Annotated in this window: 18 protein-coding genes; 5 read left to right on the plus strand and 13 right to left on the minus strand. The window is 38.8% G+C overall.

Annotation, left to right across the window (positions count from 1 at the left end; all coding sequences use genetic code 11):
- Positions 1–271: 271 nt before the first annotated feature.
- Entirely contained in the window at positions 272–1,762 is a 1,491-nt protein-coding gene (locus LI951_RS05675; RefSeq protein ID WP_229441562.1) for a helix-turn-helix domain-containing protein, read from the plus strand.
- Positions 1,763–2,774: 1,012 nt separating this feature from the next.
- On the opposite strand, the gene LI951_RS05680 is transcribed toward LI951_RS05675, so the two are convergent.
- The 8 genes from LI951_RS05680 to nox form a co-directional block, all read right to left on the minus strand.
- Positions 2,775–3,083, minus strand: a complete 309-nt coding sequence (locus LI951_RS05680; RefSeq protein ID WP_202066789.1) for a HesB/YadR/YfhF family protein — start codon at positions 3,081–3,083, stop codon at positions 2,775–2,777.
- Positions 3,084–3,145: 62 nt separating this feature from the next.
- The gene (locus tag LI951_RS05685; protein WP_202066788.1) at positions 3,146–3,811 is read right to left on the minus strand and encodes a potassium channel family protein; all 666 of its coding nucleotides are present in this window, start codon (positions 3,809–3,811) and stop codon (positions 3,146–3,148) included.
- Positions 3,812–3,922: 111 nt separating this feature from the next.
- Complete coding sequence (locus LI951_RS05690; protein ID WP_229441563.1) at positions 3,923–4,555, minus strand: response regulator; 633 nt, start codon at positions 4,553–4,555, stop codon at positions 3,923–3,925.
- Complete coding sequence (locus LI951_RS05695) at positions 4,530–5,633, minus strand: sensor histidine kinase (protein ID WP_202066843.1); 1,104 nt, start codon at positions 5,631–5,633, stop codon at positions 4,530–4,532. The genes LI951_RS05690 and LI951_RS05695 overlap by 26 nt, the downstream gene beginning before the upstream one ends.
- Positions 5,633–6,367 carry a cell wall-active antibiotics response protein LiaF gene (gene liaF, locus LI951_RS05700; RefSeq protein ID WP_202066786.1) on the minus strand — a complete coding sequence of 245 codons (735 nt, stop codon included), beginning with the start codon at positions 6,365–6,367 and terminating at the stop codon, positions 5,633–5,635. The genes LI951_RS05695 and liaF overlap by 1 nt, the downstream gene beginning before the upstream one ends.
- 1,102 nt (positions 6,368–7,469) lie before the next feature.
- Positions 7,470–7,943 carry a transcription elongation factor GreA gene (greA, locus tag LI951_RS05705; RefSeq protein ID WP_202066785.1) on the minus strand — a complete coding sequence of 158 codons (474 nt, stop codon included), beginning with the start codon at positions 7,941–7,943 and terminating at the stop codon, positions 7,470–7,472.
- Between the two features lie 238 nt (positions 7,944–8,181).
- Positions 8,182–9,609, minus strand: coding sequence for an endolytic transglycosylase MltG (gene mltG, locus LI951_RS05710; RefSeq protein WP_229441564.1), 1,428 nt, complete (start codon positions 9,607–9,609; stop codon positions 8,182–8,184).
- A 186-nt stretch (positions 9,610–9,795) separates the two neighbouring features.
- Positions 9,796–11,127, minus strand: a complete 1,332-nt coding sequence (gene nox, locus LI951_RS05715; RefSeq protein ID WP_229441565.1) for a H2O-forming NADH oxidase — start codon at positions 11,125–11,127, stop codon at positions 9,796–9,798.
- Between the two features lie 239 nt (positions 11,128–11,366).
- Here nox and LI951_RS05720 point away from each other — a divergent pair, with 239 nt between their 5' ends.
- Together LI951_RS05720 and LI951_RS05725 are read left to right on the plus strand one after the other, a co-directional pair.
- Entirely contained in the window at positions 11,367–12,563 is a 1,197-nt protein-coding gene (locus tag LI951_RS05720; protein WP_229441566.1) for a hypothetical protein, read from the plus strand.
- A gap of 148 nt (positions 12,564–12,711) precedes the next feature.
- Positions 12,712–13,200, plus strand: a complete 489-nt coding sequence (locus LI951_RS05725; protein WP_202066782.1) for a hypothetical protein — start codon at positions 12,712–12,714, stop codon at positions 13,198–13,200.
- Positions 13,201–13,753: 553 nt separating this feature from the next.
- Here the strand turns inward: LI951_RS05725 and LI951_RS05730 are convergent.
- Positions 13,754–14,407, minus strand: coding sequence for an HAD family hydrolase (locus LI951_RS05730; RefSeq protein ID WP_202066781.1), 654 nt, complete (start codon positions 14,405–14,407; stop codon positions 13,754–13,756).
- A gap of 164 nt (positions 14,408–14,571) precedes the next feature.
- On the opposite strand from LI951_RS05730, the gene LI951_RS05735 reads away from it, so the two are divergent.
- Positions 14,572–15,543 carry a ring-cleaving dioxygenase gene (locus tag LI951_RS05735; protein WP_229441567.1) on the plus strand — a complete coding sequence of 324 codons (972 nt, stop codon included), beginning with the start codon at positions 14,572–14,574 and terminating at the stop codon, positions 15,541–15,543.
- Positions 15,544–15,574: 31 nt separating this feature from the next.
- The gene (locus LI951_RS05740; protein ID WP_202066779.1) at positions 15,575–16,195 is read left to right on the plus strand and encodes a flavin reductase family protein; all 621 of its coding nucleotides are present in this window, start codon (positions 15,575–15,577) and stop codon (positions 16,193–16,195) included.
- Between the two features lie 49 nt (positions 16,196–16,244).
- Here the strand turns inward: LI951_RS05740 and LI951_RS05745 are convergent, their stop codons facing one another.
- The 4 genes from LI951_RS05745 to LI951_RS05760 all read right to left on the minus strand — a co-directional run bounded on the left by LI951_RS05745 (position 16,245) and on the right by LI951_RS05760 (position 20,974).
- Positions 16,245–16,604 carry an iron-sulfur cluster biosynthesis family protein gene (locus LI951_RS05745; protein ID WP_202066778.1) on the minus strand — a complete coding sequence of 120 codons (360 nt, stop codon included), beginning with the start codon at positions 16,602–16,604 and terminating at the stop codon, positions 16,245–16,247.
- Positions 16,605–16,670: 66 nt separating this feature from the next.
- Positions 16,671–17,168 carry a gamma carbonic anhydrase family protein gene (locus LI951_RS05750; protein WP_229441568.1) on the minus strand — a complete coding sequence of 166 codons (498 nt, stop codon included), beginning with the start codon at positions 17,166–17,168 and terminating at the stop codon, positions 16,671–16,673.
- A gap of 312 nt (positions 17,169–17,480) precedes the next feature.
- Complete coding sequence (locus LI951_RS05755; RefSeq protein WP_229441569.1) at positions 17,481–19,247, minus strand: ABC transporter ATP-binding protein; 1,767 nt, start codon at positions 19,245–19,247, stop codon at positions 17,481–17,483.
- Positions 19,244–20,974 (minus strand): ABC transporter ATP-binding protein, encoded by a 1,731-nt coding sequence (locus tag LI951_RS05760; RefSeq protein ID WP_202066775.1) that lies wholly within the window; start codon positions 20,972–20,974, stop codon positions 19,244–19,246. Before LI951_RS05760 ends, LI951_RS05755 begins: the two co-directional genes overlap by 4 nt.
- Positions 20,975–21,124 lie beyond the last annotated feature (150 nt).

The raw sequence follows: 21,124 nt of genomic DNA on the forward strand, positions 1-21,124 counted from the left end.
CCTTTTTCCTCCCATTGAATTTCTGTTTCCTAATTATATCATATTATGCTTTTCCCGAACAACGGGCATTAAATAACAGACTACCTTTTATTGAAATAAAGATAACTAGCAATAAAATTTAAAATAACCGAACATTTTCTAGATTTTTTATTTATAAAAAAACATAAATATTCAAAAATTCTCTTGTAATTCTGATTTTCCCTGTTTATTATGTTGTTAATAGGGTCGGAAAAATTTTTAACTACCCAACTTCACCGCAAAGGAGATAATTATGCTAGAAACGATTGCTTTAGATGACTTCGCTCGAAAAAAGTTATCCATGTTTCATCAGTTGTTGGAATTGGATGATGGTATTTATTCCACTCGCCACTTCAAACAATTTACTGAACTTTCATACGCCAGACTAGTATCCTTGTTCGCTGAAATGAACGATGATCTAAATCAACAATCTAATATAGCTTTATTGACTGATGAAGGAAAAATCATGATAGAAAAAGAAGCGCTTATTCAAATTTCTTATGAACAGTACCTATTTCAGAAAAGCATTGCGTATAAATTTTTATTTGCTTCACTTTTTGAAAAGAATTATCGGCTTGAAGATTTTTGTGAAAAAAATTTCATAAGCCGTGCCTCTGCCCTGAGAAAACTGCAGCCGCTCATTAGCTATATTAAAAAGTTCGATATCAATATCAACTGCTCAAAAATGAAAATAACAGGAAATGAAGCAACCATTCGTATCCTCTATTTTAACTTTTTTTGGCTGACTTCTTTTGGAGAAGATTTTTTCACCGTTTTAAATGAAGAAAGACGTGGACTTGAATTATTTGATTCTGAAGACAAACAATGGATGACTTATGTTGAACCTAGACAATGGTTTTTATTAATCTCAATCAATCGCCTGCGTATAGAAAAAGGCTTCTATTTGGGAGTGACACCATTTGATCAGCTGATTTATCCGGAAACAAATTTCTCTTTTTTAGAGGAACTGAGGGTACGTGGCGTTACTGAAAAACATCGTTTAAGAGAACGTGATTTTCTGTCGTACATGCTGTTTTACTGGAACCCGTTCTTGCACGCTAATGATCCACGACTCACCTATGTAAAATCTTATATGCTTGATAAGCACCATCCGTTAGGTGAGCTAATCAATCAATTTCAAACATTTTATATGGGGTTCCTTGATGGAATAACTCTAAGTGAAGAGGAATCGGACTTATTACACGCTAATATTTTCACAACATTCCTAAATCACGCCAGTCGTGAAGCTTCACTGCCCTTATCAGTTGACTTTTCCTATGAACTTTTTAAGAGGAATCATCCGCTGTTTGATCCATTGTACGAAAAGATTCAAGATTATTTAGTGAAGGCTTCCCAAAAATCTCAGTATATTTGGATTAATAATTGTTTGGATCATTTAGTTTACAGTTGTACATTATTTTTACTGCCTTTCTATGAAAAGAGTAAAAATAATCATCAGCTGCATGTAGGCGTCATTCTTTTTCAGAATGCGATGGTCTCACAATCCCTTTCTAGATTTTTAGCCAAGATTCCTTTTGTTCAAGCCGAACTAATTACGTCCTCTGCAAAGGAGGAATATGATTTTTACATAGCCACCTCTCCCTTGCTTTTATCAAAGAATACACGAAGAAAGGGTAACTTTAAACTGATTGCCTTAAATGAAATGGAGAATTATCAGGCCATTCTTCTATCCAGCCTGCTGGAAAAATATGAAGAAAAAGTAAATACATTTATGGCTGGCTGAGTAGGTGGAAATAGATACATATACACAAAAAGGGCCTGTGACATTAGTATGTCTGAGACCCCTAAATCCACATAAACAGTGTTCCAGTCTTTGTATGATCCGAGCATTCTTACTTGCCCTTCAGACATGTGACGAGCATTCGTAGAAGCGTAGGAACAAAGCCCCTCCATGCTTCGAGGATCGGAACGAATCTTCAATTCTTAGCGGCTCTGCCGTTTAGAAATTGATGAGATCGAAACGAAGTGTAGTGTAGTGAGAACCGAGGATGCAGAAAAACGGATACAGTGTAATGTTTTGTCTCGAGAATCGTTAGACTCGTAGAGACAGCAGTTCTTCTACGCTACGCATACAGTTCTACTACATCAAGTGAGCTAGTTTCATTCAAGGAATACTTACCGAAACTACGCATACCATTCTGCTAAAGTACGAATATAAGCAGAAGTGGCAAAGTAGAACTAGCACTGGTCGGTCCTAAACTGTGCCGAGTAATCGCAGGCAACATCTCGGAAATAAGTCGAACGATACTGAAAATATGAGTAGCTTCATGAAGGTATCCATTCACAGCTATTCATTTTATAAATAGTGTTCCTTGACAATTTTCGTATATTCCGACTTATTGACATAAATCACTACGATTGACTTGTCAGAGTAGCTGATGCATGTTACCTACTTGGTTCTTGAGGCAGAACACTTCTTATACGCAGGTTCTGTAACCTAATGATCGGTGCAGATCTTTTTGTGCAACGAGTAACCGCAGGAGCAAGCTTTTTGTGCGACGAGTAACCGCAGGAGCAAGCTTTTTGTGCGACGAGTAACCGCAGGAGCAAATAAGTAGAACGATCTAGTTTGTCCCTCAAGGTTAACTTGGAGAAGAACCTCAATAAGCGATCGACCTACAAGCTCTTCTGTCCTCTTTAGTATGACAGGAAATAGCATGTAGGTTGATCGTTTTTTATTTTCATTCTGTTTGGTGTGGGCGATAGCCCTCATGAGTATTTGTCACAAACTCTTTTTACACGTTAAAGTCTTTGTTCTTTTCAAATAAATATTTCGGCTCATCCAGCTTCTCATCATAATCAACAACCAGATCATAGCCCTTGAAAAACCAGTCATCCGACTCCTCTACAAAATAACGGCGCCCCTCTACATCTGTCTCAACCAGAGGTGTTTCAGGAGCTTCCACAGATAATCCTACTGAAAATCCTTCATGAACATCCGTTTTCCCATAAACCTTTCCATAAAAACGAATGCCTTTTCCGGATTCAAGATCAATTTCTTCCTCAAACCACTGCTGAGCTTGCGGTGTAACAGTTAATTTCATCTCTATTCCCTCCCTACCTGAACATTGTAGCATAGAAGGGATTGTTTCCTAACAGAAAGTGCTTATTGACTCATTTTTTCATCCAGTAAATCCACATCAGCAGTGTTGCCGATTACTAGTAGATTATCATTTTCCTGAACGATTTCTTCTGCAGCCGGAGATGCAATGACTTCTGTTTGTGAACGTCGTATTGCAACCACAGTTAAACCAAACCTTTGACGAAAATTTAATTCAGCTAGGGTCTTATTATAAAATTTTGGATTTGACACATGAACTTCTGCCAAAGAAAATTCATTGGAAAGATCAATATAGTCCAGTATATTTCTTGAAACAAGCTTATGTGCTAACCGGATTCCCATATCCCGTTCCGGATGAACAACAGTATCAGCACCGATTTTTTCCAAAACGCGTGCATGATAGGAATTCACTGCCTTGGCAAGAACATTGGCTACGCCCAGTTCCTTCACCATAAGGGTCACGAGAATGCTCGCCTGAATATCTTCACCAATTGCAACAATAACATGGTCAAAGTTTCGAATCCCCAATGAACGCAGGGTCATTTCATCCTGCGCATTAGCAACAACAGCATGTGTTGCAATATTCATATATTCGTTTACACGGTCTTCATTACTATCAATAGCCAATACCTCTTGACCGGATTCCACCAAAGTCTGACAGATACTGCCGCCAAATCGCCCTAACCCAATTACTGCAAAATTTTGTTTCATGATTGTCGTCTGCTCCTAATAATAGATTTACCCTATGTACAGCAGCTAATGATTACTCATTGTCACTGCAAAATTGCTTTTAAACAGTCTAAAACAAATCCTCTTAAGATATTATTTTGTCAGCTGATGTTGGAATGCATAAATGGTTGCTTGTGTCCGATCATCCACGTCTAGTTTGGCCAGAATATTGGAAACATGGGTTTTTACTGTTTTCAGTGTAATAAACAGCTCATCCGCAATTTCCTGATTACTTTTACCTTTCGCAATCAGCAATAAAATTTCAAATTCACGATTCGTCAGATCATCATGTAACACCGGCTCTTGTTTTTTTATCAGCCGCTCCATCATTTTTGTTGTTACTTCCGGTTCCAATACACGCTCACCGCGGAATGTCGCTCGAATGGCATCTGCAATCTCATGCGCTGTTGATGTTTTCAGGAGATATCCGGCTGCTCCGGCTTCAATAGCAGGATAAACCTTCTCGTCATCTATAAAACTGGTGACAATAATAATTTTGGCTTTCGGCCAGTCTTTTAAAATTGCTTTTGTTGATTCGATTCCATCCATTTCGTCCATGACCAGATCCATTAAGATTACATCCGGCCTCAGTTCCAATGCTTTTTCGTAACCGATTTTTCCATTCTCCGCCTCACCAATCACTTCAATATCCTCTTGAATAGATAAGTAGGAAGAAACACCTAAACGCACCATTTCATGGTCATCTACCAACATTACTTTGATCATCTGCAAGTTCCTCCTTAATAACGGGTACCTTAATCTCCACGCTTGTTCCCTGTCCTTTAAAGCTGATAATTTTTATTATGCCGCCCATACCGGCAACACGTTCGCGAATGTTCTTTAGCCCATAGCTTCCGGCCTTATTCTCATTTTCATTCATATCAAAACCGACACCGTCATCCACTAATCTCAACAAAACATTTTCACCTACCTGATGCAGATAGACTTCCAGTTCCTTGGCTTTCGCATGACGCAGTGTATTCGATAAAAGCTCCTGAACAATCCGAAACAGATGATCCTCGATATTGTTATTCAAACAAACATCTTCAACATCCCATGTCAGTTCAATTTTAATTTTGGTCTTCAGTTCTGTAAGCAGTTGTTCAATTCCTTTTTTCAAGCTCTTTCCTTCAAGGTTCACTGGTCTCAAATGGAGCAGCAATGCTCTCATTTCAGATTGAGAAGCATTAATCACATCGCCGACAATTGCCATTTGTTTTTTTACTGCTTCTGATGTGCCGTTCTTTTGTGCCTGTTCATTCAATGCAGAAATCATCATCATTGCACCAAATAATTGCTGACTGACTGAATCGTGTAATTCCCTTGCCAGTCTATGACGTTCTGCTTCCAGAATTTCTTCTCTGGTCTCTCCATCTACCAGTTGAGGCCGACTGTTAAGCTGTTGCAGCTCTTTTGACATATCAACCAGCTTTTCACGAACTTTTCGAATATCATCATCAATATCACCAATATAGCTGTCATTCTCTGCATGAGCAATCTGTTTTACCAACAGCGGACTATCATAATTTCCTGCTACCAGCAAACGCAGCTTTTCTTCAATTCTACCATATTGTGCCTTCTGAACAATAGTGATTAACACAAAAGTCAACAGTCCCACCAGCAGAGAAATCAGCAAAATATGGAAAAAAATCGGAATATAGAATACCTTTCTACGGAAAAGCTCCATCAACCAGTCTTTTTGGTTGATGGAATAAAGATATGAATATAGGGTAAAAAGTACGACTAAAAAAGTACTGAACGCTGTATACAGCGCAATCATCTGTCTGGAGATTTTCCCAGCCATCATACACGAATCACCTCAACATCCCCCACCAAGGTATTTGTAAGGATTTTCAAGCGTCTTGGATTGCTGTCGTAACTGTCGCTGTATACTTTCAGAGATTCGTTTTTCAGATGATATTTTTCATTCTCAAATGTTACATTCCCCAAAAAGGTTGAATGTTCCAACAGGATATCTACACCAAGAGGAACTAGAACTCGGGTGCGTCCAAATCCTTTTCTTACTATAATGACATTATCGTCTTTCGGCAATAATGTGTTACCTAAATCAATAATTGTATCTCCGGAGAGAATATCTATGTTTATATCATCCCATTCGTACACGTTACTGCCAATCCGTTCATTGGCAAACCAAGGTCGTTTGAACCTGCGGCCGTTTTTACTTTCAACATTAGTTGTTTCGATAATCATCATTTGCTTTTTCTTCCACGGTGCCCGCTGAGTAAGGTCAATTCCTGAAATCTCCACACCTCTGAGTCCAATAAAAAGAATGGCGAAAACCACCATCAACCACACTGCCGGACTGTTAATCAGACTAATGAAAATTAGGATGATTCCCGTAACTAAAACAAAATTGATGAGTCCGCTTTTATGCCCTCTTCTTCTTGCTGAAAAAAAGACGCTTAAAACACCCAATATCAGTAAAATAAGAAGTGGTGTATTATGTATAATCTGCCATAGAGCAAAGACAAACAGCAATGCTTCTACCAGAATAAAGGATCTCCATGGGTTATTCATTTTATTTTCCCCCTTTCTATCAACAGTATATCTTTAATTCAACTTTAATAGTAGTTGCTTTGGAAGGATTTTACTATAGGTCTTTAGCCCGAATTTTAACTGAATACAAGCAGAATAGAGGACTTTTCAAAATTTTACCCGGCTGCTTCAAACACTCAGACCAATATTCAATCACGCTTTTCTACGCTGCAATTTATAACTCTGTATTTTATGACTATTGATGAGTTGCACCAATGTGCACTAACAATGAACATAATATGACCGCTAAAATAATAAGACAAAAAATATCCCCTAGGCTAATTTAATATAAACCAAAAGGGACTATGACATAAGTATGCCTAAGTCCCCTAAAGCTGAGTAAACAGTGTTCCAATCTTTGTATGATCCGAGCATTTGTAAGAAACGTAGGAACACGTTCTTACATGTCCTTCAGACATGCTTCGAGGATCGAAACGAAGTCCTTCAATTCTTAGTGGCTTTGCCATTTAGAAATTGATGAGATCGAAATGAAGTGTAGTGTATTGTTTTGTCTTGAGAACCGTTAGACTCGTAGAGACAGCAGTTCTTCTACGCTACGCATACATACTACATCAAGTGAGCTAGTTTCATTCAAGGAATACTTATCGAAACTACGCATACCATTCTGCTAAAGTACAAATATAAGCAGAAGTGGCAAAGTAGAACTGGTATCTCGGAAATAAGTCGAACACTCTCAAAAATACGGAAAGCTCCAAGTAGATATCAATCCACAGCTATTCATTTTATGACTAGTGTTCCTTGACAATCTTCGTATATTCCGACTTATTGACATAAATCACTATGATTGACTTGTCAGAGTAGATGATGCATGTTACCTACTTGGTTCTTAAGAAGGAACACTTCTGCTCCTGCGATTACTCGTCGCACAAAAAGCTTGCTCCTGCGGTTACTCGTCGCACAAAGAACTTGCTCCTGCGGTTACTCGTCGCACAAAAAGCTTGCTCCTGCGGTTACTCGTCGCACAAAAAACTTGCTCCTGCGGTTACTCGTCGCATGTAGACATTTGCTCCTGCGAGTTCTCGTCGCATGAAGAAGCTTTATCACTACCTCTAAACATAATCTCCTAGCTCACTTTTGTGATCTTGACTTGCATATCTCCACCTGGAGTCGAAATTGTGACTTCGTCTCCCAGATATTTTCCAATCAATGCCTGTGCAATTGGTGAATCATTTGAAATTTTTCCAGAAAAAGGATCTGCCTCGGCACTTCCGACAATCGTATATTCTTCTTCTTCTCCATCAGGCAATTCAATAAATGTGACTGTTTTACCAATAGATACTTCATCAGAATCAACGCCATCGTTGTCAATGATCTCTGCAAAACGAATCATATTTTCCAGCGTTGTAATTCTTCCCTCTACAAAGGCTTGTTCATCCTTTGCAGATTCATATTCAGAGTTCTCAGACAGGTCACCGAAGCTGCGCGCAATTTTAATACGCTCAACAATTTCTTTTCGTTTAACTGTTTTTAATTCCTCCAACTCCTGCTCTAATTTCTCTTTTCCTTCAAGCGTCATAGGAAATACTTTTTCTACCATAATAATTCTCCCTTACGAACTTACTACAATCTATCATGTACCATTCTGTGTTCCCCCAAAATATGGGGGTTATCAGTAATCCACAAAAGATTACCACGGTTTTCTAAAATTGTAAATAAGAATCCATTAATTTTTTAATTTTCGTTACTTAACATTCTAACGCTTTCATAAATATACCAAAGCGAAACGAGCCACACCATAATAGTCTGACTCGTAAAATATTACTCCAAATCTTGAATTAATCACTTTTTTCGGTACTGTTGTTTACATATTTGTCTACGAATTCCTGATGTTCTTCATAGGTTTCTGCAAAATAAACTTTTCCGGTTTTTATATCTGCTACAAAATAAAAATAGCTGTTTTCTTCCGGGTTCAGTACTGCTGCTATTGCCTGTTCACTTGGACTATCCATTGGTCCTGGACCATATCCGGTATTTCTATACAGGTTGTATGGCGAATCTACTTCAAGATCTTTGTAGGTCACTAACTCTTTATGTTCTCCTAAAGCATAGAGAATAGAAATATCTGACTGTAAAGGCATATTGGCTGCAATCCGGTTAAAGAAGACCTGAGCAATTTTTCTGCGATCGCTTTCCTCCACCCCTTCTTTTTCAACCAAGGAAGCCAATGTCAGAACTTGCTGATTGGTCATTCCTTTTGCATTAACTGCTGCTGCATATTCGCCAATTACACTGTCTGTTTTTGCAATCATCTGATCTACAAAGTCTTCCAAGGATACGTCTTTATAGTAATCATAGGTTGCAGGGAACAGGTATCCTTCCAGCCGATATCTTACACCTTCTGCTTCTGCTGCACTTCCAAGCAAATCCGGATATTTGGCAAGCATTGCATTGAAGTAGTCTTCGTTCTGCATCAATGCAATAAAATCATCTTTTTTGTAATCAGTATTTTCTTTTATTGCATCTCCGATTTTATCAATATCGTATCCTTCAGGAACAGTTACTTTCCCGTCAGCGATCTGCATTGGTTCCGCTGTTCCGCCTTCTCTAAGCAATCCGCCTACTTCATCCAATGTCATATTTGGAGACATTTGATAATAACCGGCCTGAAAATCTGCTAAATTCTTAAACTTAATATAGTAGTTAAAAACCATTCCGCTTTTAATTACTTTATTTTCCTCAAGAATAGCAGCAATTTGCTTATTTGAAGAACCCGCTGGAATATAGACCTGTACTAGATTATTGTCGTTTTTATCTAATGGCTGCAGCCCTTCATCTACATATTTATAGAAGGTAAATCCAAAAATTGCAATCACTAAAATCAAAACAGAAATTACCAGCAGCACAATACGATTTACTAGGCGATCTTCTTTTTTCCGGGTGCGTTTGAAAGAATCCGCTCTATTGTCTTTATTTTCAGAAGTACGATGCTGCTCATCGTCATTACTGTTATTTATTGGTTGTTGCTCAAATCCCTGTGAAGCTTCTACTCTTGAATAGCTTTGAGGAGCTTCTTGTTGATTAGACTCCCAATCAGATGAGCCAGAGGTATTTACTTGAGAATGCTCCTCACTCTGATTCTGATATTCATTTCCAGAAGAAGACATGTGATCATCCTCACTGCCGTCAACTCTCATCGAGCGTAGAATCTGCTCTTTGAAGGAAGAATCAGAATGATCTTGATTATTTTGGTTATCGTTTGCCAAAATTAATCCTCCTTACTTTCTACATAACTTCTATTAACTCCAACCATTATACATGAAAGTCTTTAAAAATTAAACTTTTTTAGAAAATTGTCTGATAACTTATAATTCTTTTACAATTTTAGATGAAAAAAAAACAAGATAGGAAAATTACTCTCCCTGTCTTGTTAAATAACCGGTCATTATCCCTTATTCAGCACTTAATGCCGCCATTGTAATATAGTTGTATGGTTGATTAAAGTGCGGCAGGAAGAAGATATCCAACAATTTCAGCTTATCAATTGTTACACTTTCCTCCACCGCCAGCGAGAACATATGAATTCCCATTGAAATATCTGTGTAAGAGGCCATTTGGGCACCAACTACTCGACGGGATTCTTCTTCATAAACGATACGGATTTTCACTGTATTGTTTTCTGACATAAATCCTGGTTTTTGTGTATCTTCAAATTCTGTATATTTCACTTTAAATCCGGCTTTTTCAGCTTCCTGAACAGTCAGCCCTGTAGATACCATGTTATAGCCGAAGATGGAAATTCCGTTCGAGCCCTGTACACCAATTGCTTCAAGAGGTGTGCCTGCAACATTATGCGCACCGACAATGCCTGAACGAACTGCATTTGTTGCCAAAGCAATATACGTTGTATCTTGAACTGCGTTGGAATAAATAGTTGCACAGTCTCCCACAGCATATACGTCTGGATCACTTGTCTGCTGATGATTATCCACCAAATATGCGCCATTGATAAACAGCTTCAAATGATCTTTGCCAAGCTGATTATTTGGCTTAAAGCCAATTGCGTTAATCACCAGATCAACCGGATATTCCCCTTTGTCTGTCACAATTGCTTCTACTTTGTCTGTCCCCTTATATTCTTTTGCCAGTTCATTGTAATGGAGTTCAATCCCATTGTCTGACAGCACCTTATCCATATCGTCTGTAAACCATTTATCATAGTAATTAGGCAGACACCGTTCTTCTGCATCGAATAAAAGAACATTTTTTCCACGGCGTTTCGCTGCTTCTGCAATTTCCACTCCGATATAACCTGCACCAATGACTGCAACAGTATTAATTTCAGATTGCGCCATAGCTGCATCTACTGTCTGTCCATCCTGAAAAAGCTTTAAGAATTCAACATTTTTTAAATCTTTTCCCGGAATATTGGGAGAAATAGGTGCCGAGCCTGTTGCCAAAATAACTTTATCGTAAGCTTCAGCAAATTCTGATCCATCCTTTTTCTTACAGTAAACAACTTTTTTATCAAAATCAATTTTATCAACCGTTGTTTCCATATGAATGGTTGCACCTTTAGCTTCAAACTCTTCTTTCTTCGTATAAAAAAGATTTTCAAAAGAATCAATCTGACGACCTACCCAAAGAGCTGTTCCACACCCTAAATAACTCAAGTTTGTGTTCCGATCAATCATTACGACTTCCTGATCCTTGTAGTTGTCCAACAGTGTGTTTGCCGCTGCTATCCCTGCATGATTTGCTCCAACAATGATTGTTTTTGACATAAAAATCCCCTCCATTTCATAATAAGTACTGTTATTCCATTATACCGCAATGTAAGGGGTTACGCTCATCAAATTATCTAAAATTCCTCAAAAACTTTGAGAGATAGCGCACAAATTATTGATTTTTAGGAGAAACCTTCAAGTAAAGAAGGACTAAAAAAAAATAATTTCAAAAAAAGGATATAATTTTCTTTAAATAGCTAGTAAAATAGAGATACTGTAAAAGGAGGAAATTAAAAATGAAACTAAAAAGAATTGGGTTAGGTATTCTAACTGCTGCCTTTGTTTTTACATTGGTCGGCTGCAGCAATGATCCGCAAAAAGAGTTTGTAGATGCACTATATTCTACAGAACAGAGTACATTCAATGCTGCAAAATTTGAAATGAGCATTGACAATATTGATTTTTCAAGTGATGAAGACGACAGTGCCTATACTGCCATGATGGTCAGTCAGTTGGAAAATATTACAGTTGACGGCAGTTATGCTTTGAATCAGGATGATGAAACAATGGAAATGGAGATGAACCTGAACGCTTTGGGTCAAACACTGCCATTACAATTTGTCATTCAAAAAGAGAAAATGTATTTATCTGCAAGCTTTTTCTCAGGTGCTGTAGATATAGCCAACGCACTACAGTATCCGATTGACATCAGTGCTTCTGATCTAAAAAAACTGGATGGCAAATATATTGATGTTGGTGAGGTCGGTTCAGAATTTACCGATGGTGCATCCAGCAGCTCTGACGTTGCTGCAGCTGCCGGCACAGTAAACGATAAAGAACTACAGGATAAACTGCGTAAATTGATGGAGTCATTTGATAAAAAGACCTTTACTAAAAAGGATGATGTAATTACACATATATTCACTAAAAAAGAGATCACTCAAATTGCAGAAGTAATTATGGAATCTTTGGAAGAGAGCAAATCAGGAAAAACAGATAAGTCATCCGTTGATATTACGGAGATGTTCTCAGAAGGACTTGAAGACCTTTCTGTAGAACTCAGTATCAACACAAAGAGCAGTGCGATGTCTTATAAATTTAATATGGTTATTAAAGACGAAACTACAGATATGGACTTGACTCTGTCCATGAAAATGACTCCTCAAAAAAATACTGAAAAAATTAGTGTGCCTTCTAAAAAGAATGTTCTGACTACGGATGAATTTGATGCGATCATCAGCTCTATTTATGGTTCTGCTATGGGAAGATCAGCTGATTCAAGTTACTACGATGACCTCTATGGAGATCTTTATGAAGATGAAGATTATGCATTTACCGACGAGGAATTTGACCAGCTGATTGAATCAATTGAGATGTATCCTGAAGAAATTACACAGGAGGATGCCAATGAATTGCGGGACAGCGGTTCTCTGATTTTCAGTAAAGATCAGATGAAACGCTTAAATGAAGCATTAGATAAGGCGTTACTATAAAGAGCATACAACAAAAAGACTGGCAAAGTCATATACAAACTTGACACAGCCGGTCTTTTTTCATTAAAATCTACAATTCTACATTTAGGAGACAAAATTTATTATAAAAAACTGCGAGTTTTTAAAGCCGTCCGGAGGGCATTTCCAAATGAATACCACAGATTATTACGAAAAGATACAAAAAATACAAGTGCACAAGACCAGTGAGTTTCGGTACCAGAAATTTACTGCAATTTCCAATCAAATTTTTTCTCAGGAAAATAGTCTGGAGATTATCGTTGAGCTTTCAGAGAAACTGGCAGGAATTCCTACAGAACTGCTCCTACTGCAAAGTCTTCCACATTTTATGAATTTTACGTTTGATCATTACCAAAAGCTCTACCAGCTTCTGGAGAACAAAGAACTGGCTGTTTATCGTATTTCTCGTTTTCTGCTTACCTATGGAAATGCCAGTATGGAACAATTAGCATCCTTCGGTATGGATTCGAATATTACTATTCCCAAACCTGTTCATCTATTTTTAAGTAACAGTCAGACAACAGATGAGCATACAAAATTAAAAATGCTTTGTGCAATGCAAAATGTTTCGCTTACGGATGTATTAGCGTTCCAGAAGAAGCTTGCAACGTACAAGTAAATTTTTTCAGTCACGCCCTAGTGTATTGACCGAATTAAACCTAAGTGATACTTTTAATCCAAGAAACGTGCAGCCAGCACGGGAGCAACTCGGCAAAAAATGCCGATTTCATCCCTAACTGGAGTCAAACTAGCTATAAAAATTATAGAAACAGCTGCTAAATCGAGTCAAATCAGCTGTAACGATCCTTGTAAAACAGCTGTTATTTCCCTTTGACACTTCGGAAATTCTTGACCATTCAATCTTTTCGTTTTTCACTAACTCAAACATAGCTCCCATCATTTCTTGATAGGAGAACTTTCTCCTACCAGATTGCTCTTATTTAACAGCAATAGAGTGGATGAATGTACGGACAAAACATTAGGGTGTGTCTGAAAACTCAAGCGGCGAATATTTTGATGATTTATATAGAACTCATCGTCATAAATACTCGCTTATGAACCACATAAGCTGCGTTTTCTTCCTTGATTTCAACAAAAATCACTGAAAAATTCGAATGCCACTAACTTTTCAGACACGCCCTAGTTACTCATATAACTGCTTCGTTGAATATTTATTCTGCTTGAGACAGCCACTCATAAATCTTCAGCGGTGTTTTTGCCAAGTATATTGTTCCAGCCTTCATCAATTCTTCTGCATCCCCATAGCCGTAAAGCACGCCTAAGCCGGGAAGCCCGTTTTCTTCTGCTCCCAGAATGTCGTGCTCTCTGTCGCCAATCATTAGAGCCCTTTTTCTCTCAATCATCCCATTTTCCAGAGCATAATGAATAACATCTGCTTTTTTAGTTCTGCTGCTGTCCATACTGGCCCCATAAATCTCTTTAAAATAGCCTGATAAGTCAAAATAGTCTAAAATTTTTCTGGCAAATTCTTCCGGCTTAGAGGTAGCAACGTACAGCTGACAACCTTTATCCCGCAATGTTTCCAGCAGTTCCTGTACTCCTTCATACACAACATTTTCAAAAAGCCCTTTCTCTCTGAAATACTCGCGATAATACTGCACAGCTTTATCAGCATCTTTTTCAGTCAATTCAAATTTTTTTATAAAGGATTCTTTTAGAGGTGGGCCTATAAACGGAAATAATTCACTCTGTTTCGGTACTTCCATCTCCATTTTCTCCAGTGCATAAGTCACAGAATTCAGAATACCCTCTCCTGAGTCTGTCAGTGTACCATCCAAATCAAATAAAATCGTATCGTATTTCATTGGTTTCCCTCCTTTTTCTTTCTTATCCTAGCATACTTTTCATTAAGGAACGATATCAGCTCGAAAGAAAGTCGTATCAGTTGCTTTTATTCAGGTTAGCTCTTATACTTACTTTTAGTAAGTTCGTTATTTTTAATAAAAAAATACATTTGGAGGGTTTACCTATGGATACAAAAATTAGAGGATTACATCATGTTACTGCAATGACTTCAAGTGCTGAGAAAATTTACCGCTTCTTTACAGATATTTTAGGTCTGCGTTTAATAAAGAAAACCATCAATCAGGATGATATTGAAACCTATCACTTATATTTTACTGATGATTTAGGGAGTGCCGGAACAGATATGACCTTTTTTGATTTTCCCGGAATTGTCAAAGGAACAAAAGGAACAGATTCCATTTCAAAAACTTCATTCCGTGTAAAGAATGATGAAGCATTAAGCTATTGGATTGACCGCTTCAACAAATATAAGGTGGAGCATGGTGAACTGCAGGAACGCTTCGGCAGAAAATATGTAGAATTTGAAGATTTTGATGAACAGCGTTATCAGTTGATTTCAGACGAAAATGATCATGGCACAGCCCCCGGCACTCCATGGAAAAATACCGATGTACCGGTAGAGTATGCTATTATTGGCTTAGGACCTGCTTTTGTAACCGTTGAAAATTTTGAACATATGCAAACCGTTTTAGTTGATGTATTGGATTTTCAGTTAACAGGTGCGGAAGGCAGCTTTCATCTTTTTGAGGTTGGCGACGGCGGTAATGGCGGCAGTATCATTGTGGAGCATCGGGAGGACCTGCCAAAAGCTTCACAGGGCTTCGGGAATGTCCATCACCTGGCATTGCGCGTTGCCGATGAAAGCGCACTGAAATTCTGGATCAATCGAATCAATCAGCTGAAATTCCCAAATTCCGGATTTGTGGAACGTTTCTATTTCCAATCCGAATACTTCATGGCAGCGCCTCATGTATTGTTTGAGCTTGCTACAGATGGTCCTGGATTTCTTGAAGACGAAACCTATGAGCATGCAGGAGAAAAATTATCCTTACCTCCGTTTTTAGAACCAAGACGAAAAGAAATTGAAGAGTTTGTGCGACCTTTTGATACGTCAGATGCAAATACGCACAGATAAAAATTACAGAAAACAGCGAGGAGGAAGCCACATGCTTCATTTTCCAAGTAAGCAACTTTCAAAGAAGCAGCAGTATAAATTTCTATCCGGCAGTATTATTCCCAGACCGATTGCCTGGGTTACTACATTGAACAATCAGACAAACGTTATCAATGCTGCACCGTTCAGCTTCTTTAATGCTGCATCTTCTGATCTCCCTTTAATGACTCTGGCTATTTTGAGAAAAGAAGGAGCAATGAAGGATACAGCCCGCAATATCTTGCAAAATGAAGAAATGGTAATTCATCTGATTGACCAACAGATAGTAGAACAAATGAATCTGACAGCAGCTTCTTTACCTCCAGATCAAAGTGAACTGGCAATGAATCAGATCAAAACAACACCCAGCCGTTCCGTTTCAGTTCCGGCCATTAAAGCTGCACGCTTAAGGATGGAGGCCAGACTTTATCAGCATATTCCTCTGAAAAATCGTGAAGGCAAACCAATCACTGATCTGATTGTCGCAGAAGTAACAGATTTTTATTTTGATGAGACATTATTTGACAGTGAAAAAGAGTATGTACTTCCCGAAAATTTCCACCCCATTGCACGGCTGGCCGGCAGCAGCTATGCAGAACTTGGAGAAATTTTTGATATAGAAAGACCAAAATAAAAAGAAGAATGGCAGGCAAACTCATCTGTCATTCTTCTTTTTTTGCTGTTTAACTGCGCATAATCTCTGGGCGCAAATCCATAATTTCCACATGTCCGTCCAGTAATCCGCTGGAGCTGTTCAATTTCAGCACCTGCAGTCGCTTATCCAACTCCAGTGTCATTTCTTCATCAAGATATCGTTTGGAATACTCTTTGACAGGAATTTCTCCTATCGTACTGTCGATCACTGTATCATAATCTTTTTTTGACTGGTCCTTGTCTATAATAAGAAAACGGAAACTGGTGTCCAATGAACAAATGCCTACTTTTGAGTATTCTCCCACGCCGTCATTCATATCCAAAAGAATTTCTCCATCGCCTCTATACTGCAGCTTTGCCTGTGCCTCGTCTGTCATTTTTAAAAACATTATTCTCCACTCCCCTCTGCTCTTATTTTAGCACCTCCCATAAAAAATACCGATTAGTCCGCTCTTCTATTTTACTGTTCTAGGATAGCTTCCGGCTTGATGCTCTCTAGCCAGTTTAATATAGTATTCTGCATTTTCTTTATTTTTGGCAATCTCTTCTTCTGTTAAAGTACGAATTACCTTCGCCGGCCGCCCGAATGCCAAAACACCTTCTGGAATAACCGTTCCTTCTGTTACCAGCGAGCCTGCTCCGATTAAACTGCTTTTTCCTATTACAGAGCCATTCAATAAGATACTGCCCATTCCTAGCAGTGCTCCGTCCTGTACTTCACAGCCATGAAGCATACACTGGTGCCCTACGGTAACATACTCACCTATTCGAACAGGAAAATTCGGATCAACATGAATAACTGAACCATCCTGAATATTACTGCCTCTGCCAATTGTTATTGTTTGATTATCCCCTCTTAAAACCGCCTGATACCAGATACTGCTATTCTCACCCAGCTGAACATCGCCGCAGACATCTGCACTGGCTGCAATAAATCTTTTTTCTTTTGTCATACAATCTCCTCTTTTCTATCCCCAGTATAGCAAATTCAGAAAACCTGCTGTATAAGAAGTGCTTCACGAGCTCGTTCAGCTTTCAAGAAATAGGCGCTCGAGAGATTATAGCGATAATTTTTTGAGCCTTATTGCCAAAGAGAGCTAGCTAATGAAGCTAGACAATGTTGGATTTACTTTCTCAATAACTTTTGATACTGCTGATTTTACAACTACAAAAAAATTATACTGCTCTTTAACTGCAAAAAAAGATTCCCGTCAGCTGACTATTTTCAACTGCCGAAGAATCTCATACTTTAACATTTTTATTTATCAATCATAGTCCCCGTCTTCAGCAAACTGGCTGTTATAGAGCTTTTCATAAAAGCCGCCCTTCTTCAGCAGTTCATAGTGGGTTCCTTTTTCAATGATTTCTCCTTGATTCATCACCAGAATCAGGTCTGCTTCACGAATAGTAGACAGCCTGTGTGCAATGACAAAGCTGGTTCGTCCCTGCATAACCTTATCCATTGCTTTTTGGATCAGCGCCTCCAGACGAGTATCCACAGAACTGGTTGCTTCATCCAAAATCAATACCTTTGGATCTGAAATCACTGCCCGAGCAATAGTCAACAGCTGCTTTTGTCCCAGTGAAATATTGTCTCCTTCGGCATTAATCTCCATTTCATAGCCATCCGGCATTGTACGGATAAAATGATCAACATTCGCTGTTTCTGCTGCATCAACAACTTCATAGTCTGTTGCATCCAGCTTTCCAAAGCGTATATTGTCTGCAATCGTTCCTTCATACAACCATGCATCCTGCAGTACCATCCCAAAAACTGAACGGACATCACTGCGGTTCATGGCTTTAGTATCAATCCCATCAAGCTTGATTGCCCCTCCATTTACATCATAAAAACGCATCAAAAGATTAATCAGCGTTGTTTTACCCGCACCTGTAGGACCTACAATCGCTACGGTCTGTCCTGCTTTTACTTCAAAATTCAGATCTCTTATCAAAGGCTTTGCAGGATCATAACTAAAGCTGACATTTTCAAACGTCACGTTTCCTTTAACCGGCTCTGGAAGAGCTGTATCATGATCGTTAAGTTCTTCCTCTGATTCATCCAGAATCTCAAAGACACGTCCTGTCGCTGCCGAAGCACTCTGTAAAGCAGCAGAAAGCTGAGTAATATTCCCCATTGGCTGACTAATCTGCCAAATATACTGAATCATCGCCTGCAGCTGTCCTACAGCAATAACTCCCAAAATAACATCTCTGCTTCCCATCACAGCGATAACAATATATGTCGCATATGCTGTCAACTGAACGAGCGGCATCATTAAACCAGAAATAAACGTCGCTTTAAAGCCGTAGTTTTGCAGATTTTCATTGACTTTTTTAAATCCATCCAAGGTCTGTTTTTCTCGTCCATACAATTTTAAAATACTGAATCCAGTCATATTTTCCTGAACATAACCATTTAAATCGCCCAGCGCATTTTGCATTCCCTGAAAGTATTTCTGTGAGATTCCAACGATTGTTCTTGAAATAAAAATAGATAATGGAATCATAATTATGGAGATTAATGCCAGTCGAATATTAATGTAAAACATCATTGATACTGCCATGATGATTCCCAAAACTGCTGATACGATATTGATAAAGCTCTGCTGAAGTGCATTACTGACCGCATCCACATCATTAGTCACCCGTGAAAGAATGTTTCCCTGCTGGTTTTTGTCAAAATAAGAAACTGGCAGACGATTGATTTTTTCATCAATATCTCTGCGTAAATCTCTCATCGAATGCTGAACTACTGCTGCCATCAAAAATCCTGAAAAAAACTGGGTAATACAGTAGCCGATACCAACAATTAAAATCCAAATCAGACACTGAAAGACATAAGGAAAGTTTACTCCCTCTCCCTCAGAAAGATTTCTCGCTATTTCTGTTATAGGCAGTCCTGAAACATACGGCATTGCCGCATTCAGTGCTACTGTCAGAATAGTAAAGACAATGACCAGAATAAATGTTGCTTTATATGGTCCAATATATCTCCCTAAGCGTTTGATGGAAGAAAGCCCTTTTTTCATGCTAATTCCTCCTCTGACAATTGAGAAGCCGCAATATCATAATAAATCGGGCACGTCTCAAGTAATTCTTTGTGCGTTCCCATTCCCACAATGTTTCCTTCGTTCAATACTATGATCTTGTCTGCGTGCATAATCGTTCCTACTCGCTGTGCAACAATCAGAACAGTAGAATGAGTCGTTTCTTTTTTCAGCCGGGCGCGAAGCTTTGCATCCGTCTGATAATCCAACGCTGAGAAGCTGTCATCAAAGATATAGATTTCCGGATCTCGAATCACTGCCCTGGCAATAGACAGCCGCTGCTTCTGACCACCTGAGAAGTTTGCGCCTCCTTCTGAAAGGAGTTCATCATAGCCCAACTGCTTCTGAGAAATAAAATCAGCCGCCTGAGCAATGTCTGCCGCACGCTCCATTTCTTCCATAGAAGCATCTTCTTTACCATATCGAAGATTTTCAGCAATGGTTCCTGTAAACAGCAGTGCTTTTTGCGGAATATAACCGATTTTTTCACGTAATGCACTGAGTTTGTAATCACGTACATCTACACCATCTATGAGTACCTGTCCTTCTGAAATATCATAAAAACGCGGAATCAGCTGAATTAGTGTTGATTTCCCGCTCCCCGTACTTCCAATAAAAGCAACTGTTTCTCCCGGTGAAGCAGTGAAACTGACATTGCGAATTACCGGACTTTGAGAGTGTCCGGGATAGGCAAATGTCACATCCTTAAATTCGATGCAGCCCTTCTTATCTGCTTCTACAATTCCCTGTTCGTTTTCCTTAATGTCAGGCGACATGTCGAATGCCTCCTGAATCCGTCGAGCAGAAACTGCAGCCCGCGGATACATCATAAACATGCTTGCAAACAGCATGAAAGAAAACAGTGCGTGGAATATGTATTCAATAAAAGCAATTAAATCCCCTATAGCCAAACTTCCTGTATCAATCTGCAGAGCTCCCTCCCAGATAATCAGAACCATCACGATATTAAACAGGAAAAAGAACCCCGGCTGAGCAGCTGCCATCAAACGAAACAGACTTTTGGAGCTGTTCGTGTACTCCTCATTGACCTTTTTAAAACGCGACTCCTCAAATTTCTCATTAACAAACGCTCGAATTACCCGTAAACCGGAAAGATTTTCTCTTAAAATACTGTTAATGCCGTCCAGATTTTTCTGCTGCTTATTCGACAACGGTTCAGAAACCTTCGCAATCAAAACCACTGCAACCAGCAAGACCGGCAATGCTCCCAGAACAAAAACCCCTAAAGAAGGACTGGTCCTGACAACCATAATCAGACTTACCGCAAACATCATCGGTGTCATAAAACCGATTCTCAACACGTTCCCCATAAACAGCATGATTTGATACGCATCATTGGTTGTACGTGTAATCAATGAAGAAACACCCAGTGTTTCATATTCATGATGAGAGAATGTCTGCACTTTTTCAAACAAATCATTACGAATATCCTGAACAATATTTGTCGTTATTCTGGCACCAAAATAACCCAGCATGATGTTCAGCGTCACGCCCACAATCGTGATGACCACCATTATAATTCCCTGATGCTTGACATAATCAAAGTCATTTTTCAGAATTCCCCGATCGATCATGCGTGCCAAAATTGTCGGCAGCCCCAATTCAATCAGTATAAACCCAAATACACAAATGAAATCCGCAAACAGCAATTTCTTATATCTCATTGTGTAATGCCACATCAATTTCAAGTAATCATCTCCCCCTCCAAATTTTAGTTCAGTTCTTCTACTATAGCATAAAAGGAACAACACGGTAAATCATCCACACAAAGAAATTTAAACTCTTGCCATAAAAAGAACAACCTGCTCATGATCAAGCGGCTGTTTCGATAAAAGAGA

It is taken from the genome of Enterococcus sp. BWT-B8 (genome assembly GCF_020567625.1).
Classification (GTDB): Bacteria; Bacillota; Bacilli; order Lactobacillales; family Enterococcaceae; genus Enterococcus_L.

Coding starts and splice junctions, on each gene's coding strand:
- LI951_RS05685 (WP_202066788.1), bottom strand. CDS start 3,811: ATGAAACAAAATTTTGCAGTAATTGGGTTAGGGCGATTTGGCGGCAGT.
- LI951_RS05740 (WP_202066779.1), top strand. CDS start 15,575: ATGCTTCATTTTCCAAGTAAGCAACTTTCAAAGAAGCAGCAGTATAAA.
- LI951_RS05720 (WP_229441566.1), top strand. CDS start 11,367: ATGAAACTAAAAAGAATTGGGTTAGGTATTCTAACTGCTGCCTTTGTT.
- LI951_RS05735 (WP_229441567.1), top strand. CDS start 14,572: ATGGATACAAAAATTAGAGGATTACATCATGTTACTGCAATGACTTCA.
- LI951_RS05695 (WP_202066843.1), bottom strand. CDS start 5,633: ATGGCTGGGAAAATCTCCAGACAGATGATTGCGCTGTATACAGCGTTC.
- LI951_RS05675 (WP_229441562.1), top strand. CDS start 272: ATGCTAGAAACGATTGCTTTAGATGACTTCGCTCGAAAAAAGTTATCC.
- nox (WP_229441565.1), bottom strand. CDS start 11,127: ATGTCAAAAACAATCATTGTTGGAGCAAATCATGCAGGGATAGCAGCG.
- LI951_RS05730 (WP_202066781.1), bottom strand. CDS start 14,407: ATGAAATACGATACGATTTTATTTGATTTGGATGGTACACTGACAGAC.
- liaF (WP_202066786.1), bottom strand. CDS start 6,367: ATGAATAACCCATGGAGATCCTTTATTCTGGTAGAAGCATTGCTGTTT.
- LI951_RS05745 (WP_202066778.1), bottom strand. CDS start 16,604: ATGTTTTTAAAAATGACAGACGAGGCACAGGCAAAGCTGCAGTATAGA.
- LI951_RS05725 (WP_202066782.1), top strand. CDS start 12,712: ATGAATACCACAGATTATTACGAAAAGATACAAAAAATACAAGTGCAC.
- greA (WP_202066785.1), bottom strand. CDS start 7,943: ATGGTAGAAAAAGTATTTCCTATGACGCTTGAAGGAAAAGAGAAATTA.
- LI951_RS05690 (WP_229441563.1), bottom strand. CDS start 4,555: ATGATCAAAGTAATGTTGGTAGATGACCATGAAATGGTGCGTTTAGGT.
- LI951_RS05755 (WP_229441569.1), bottom strand. CDS start 19,247: ATGAAAAAAGGGCTTTCTTCCATCAAACGCTTAGGGAGATATATTGGA.
- LI951_RS05750 (WP_229441568.1), bottom strand. CDS start 17,168: ATGACAAAAGAAAAAAGATTTATTGCAGCCAGTGCAGATGTCTGCGGC.
- LI951_RS05680 (WP_202066789.1), bottom strand. CDS start 3,083: ATGAAATTAACTGTTACACCGCAAGCTCAGCAGTGGTTTGAGGAAGAA.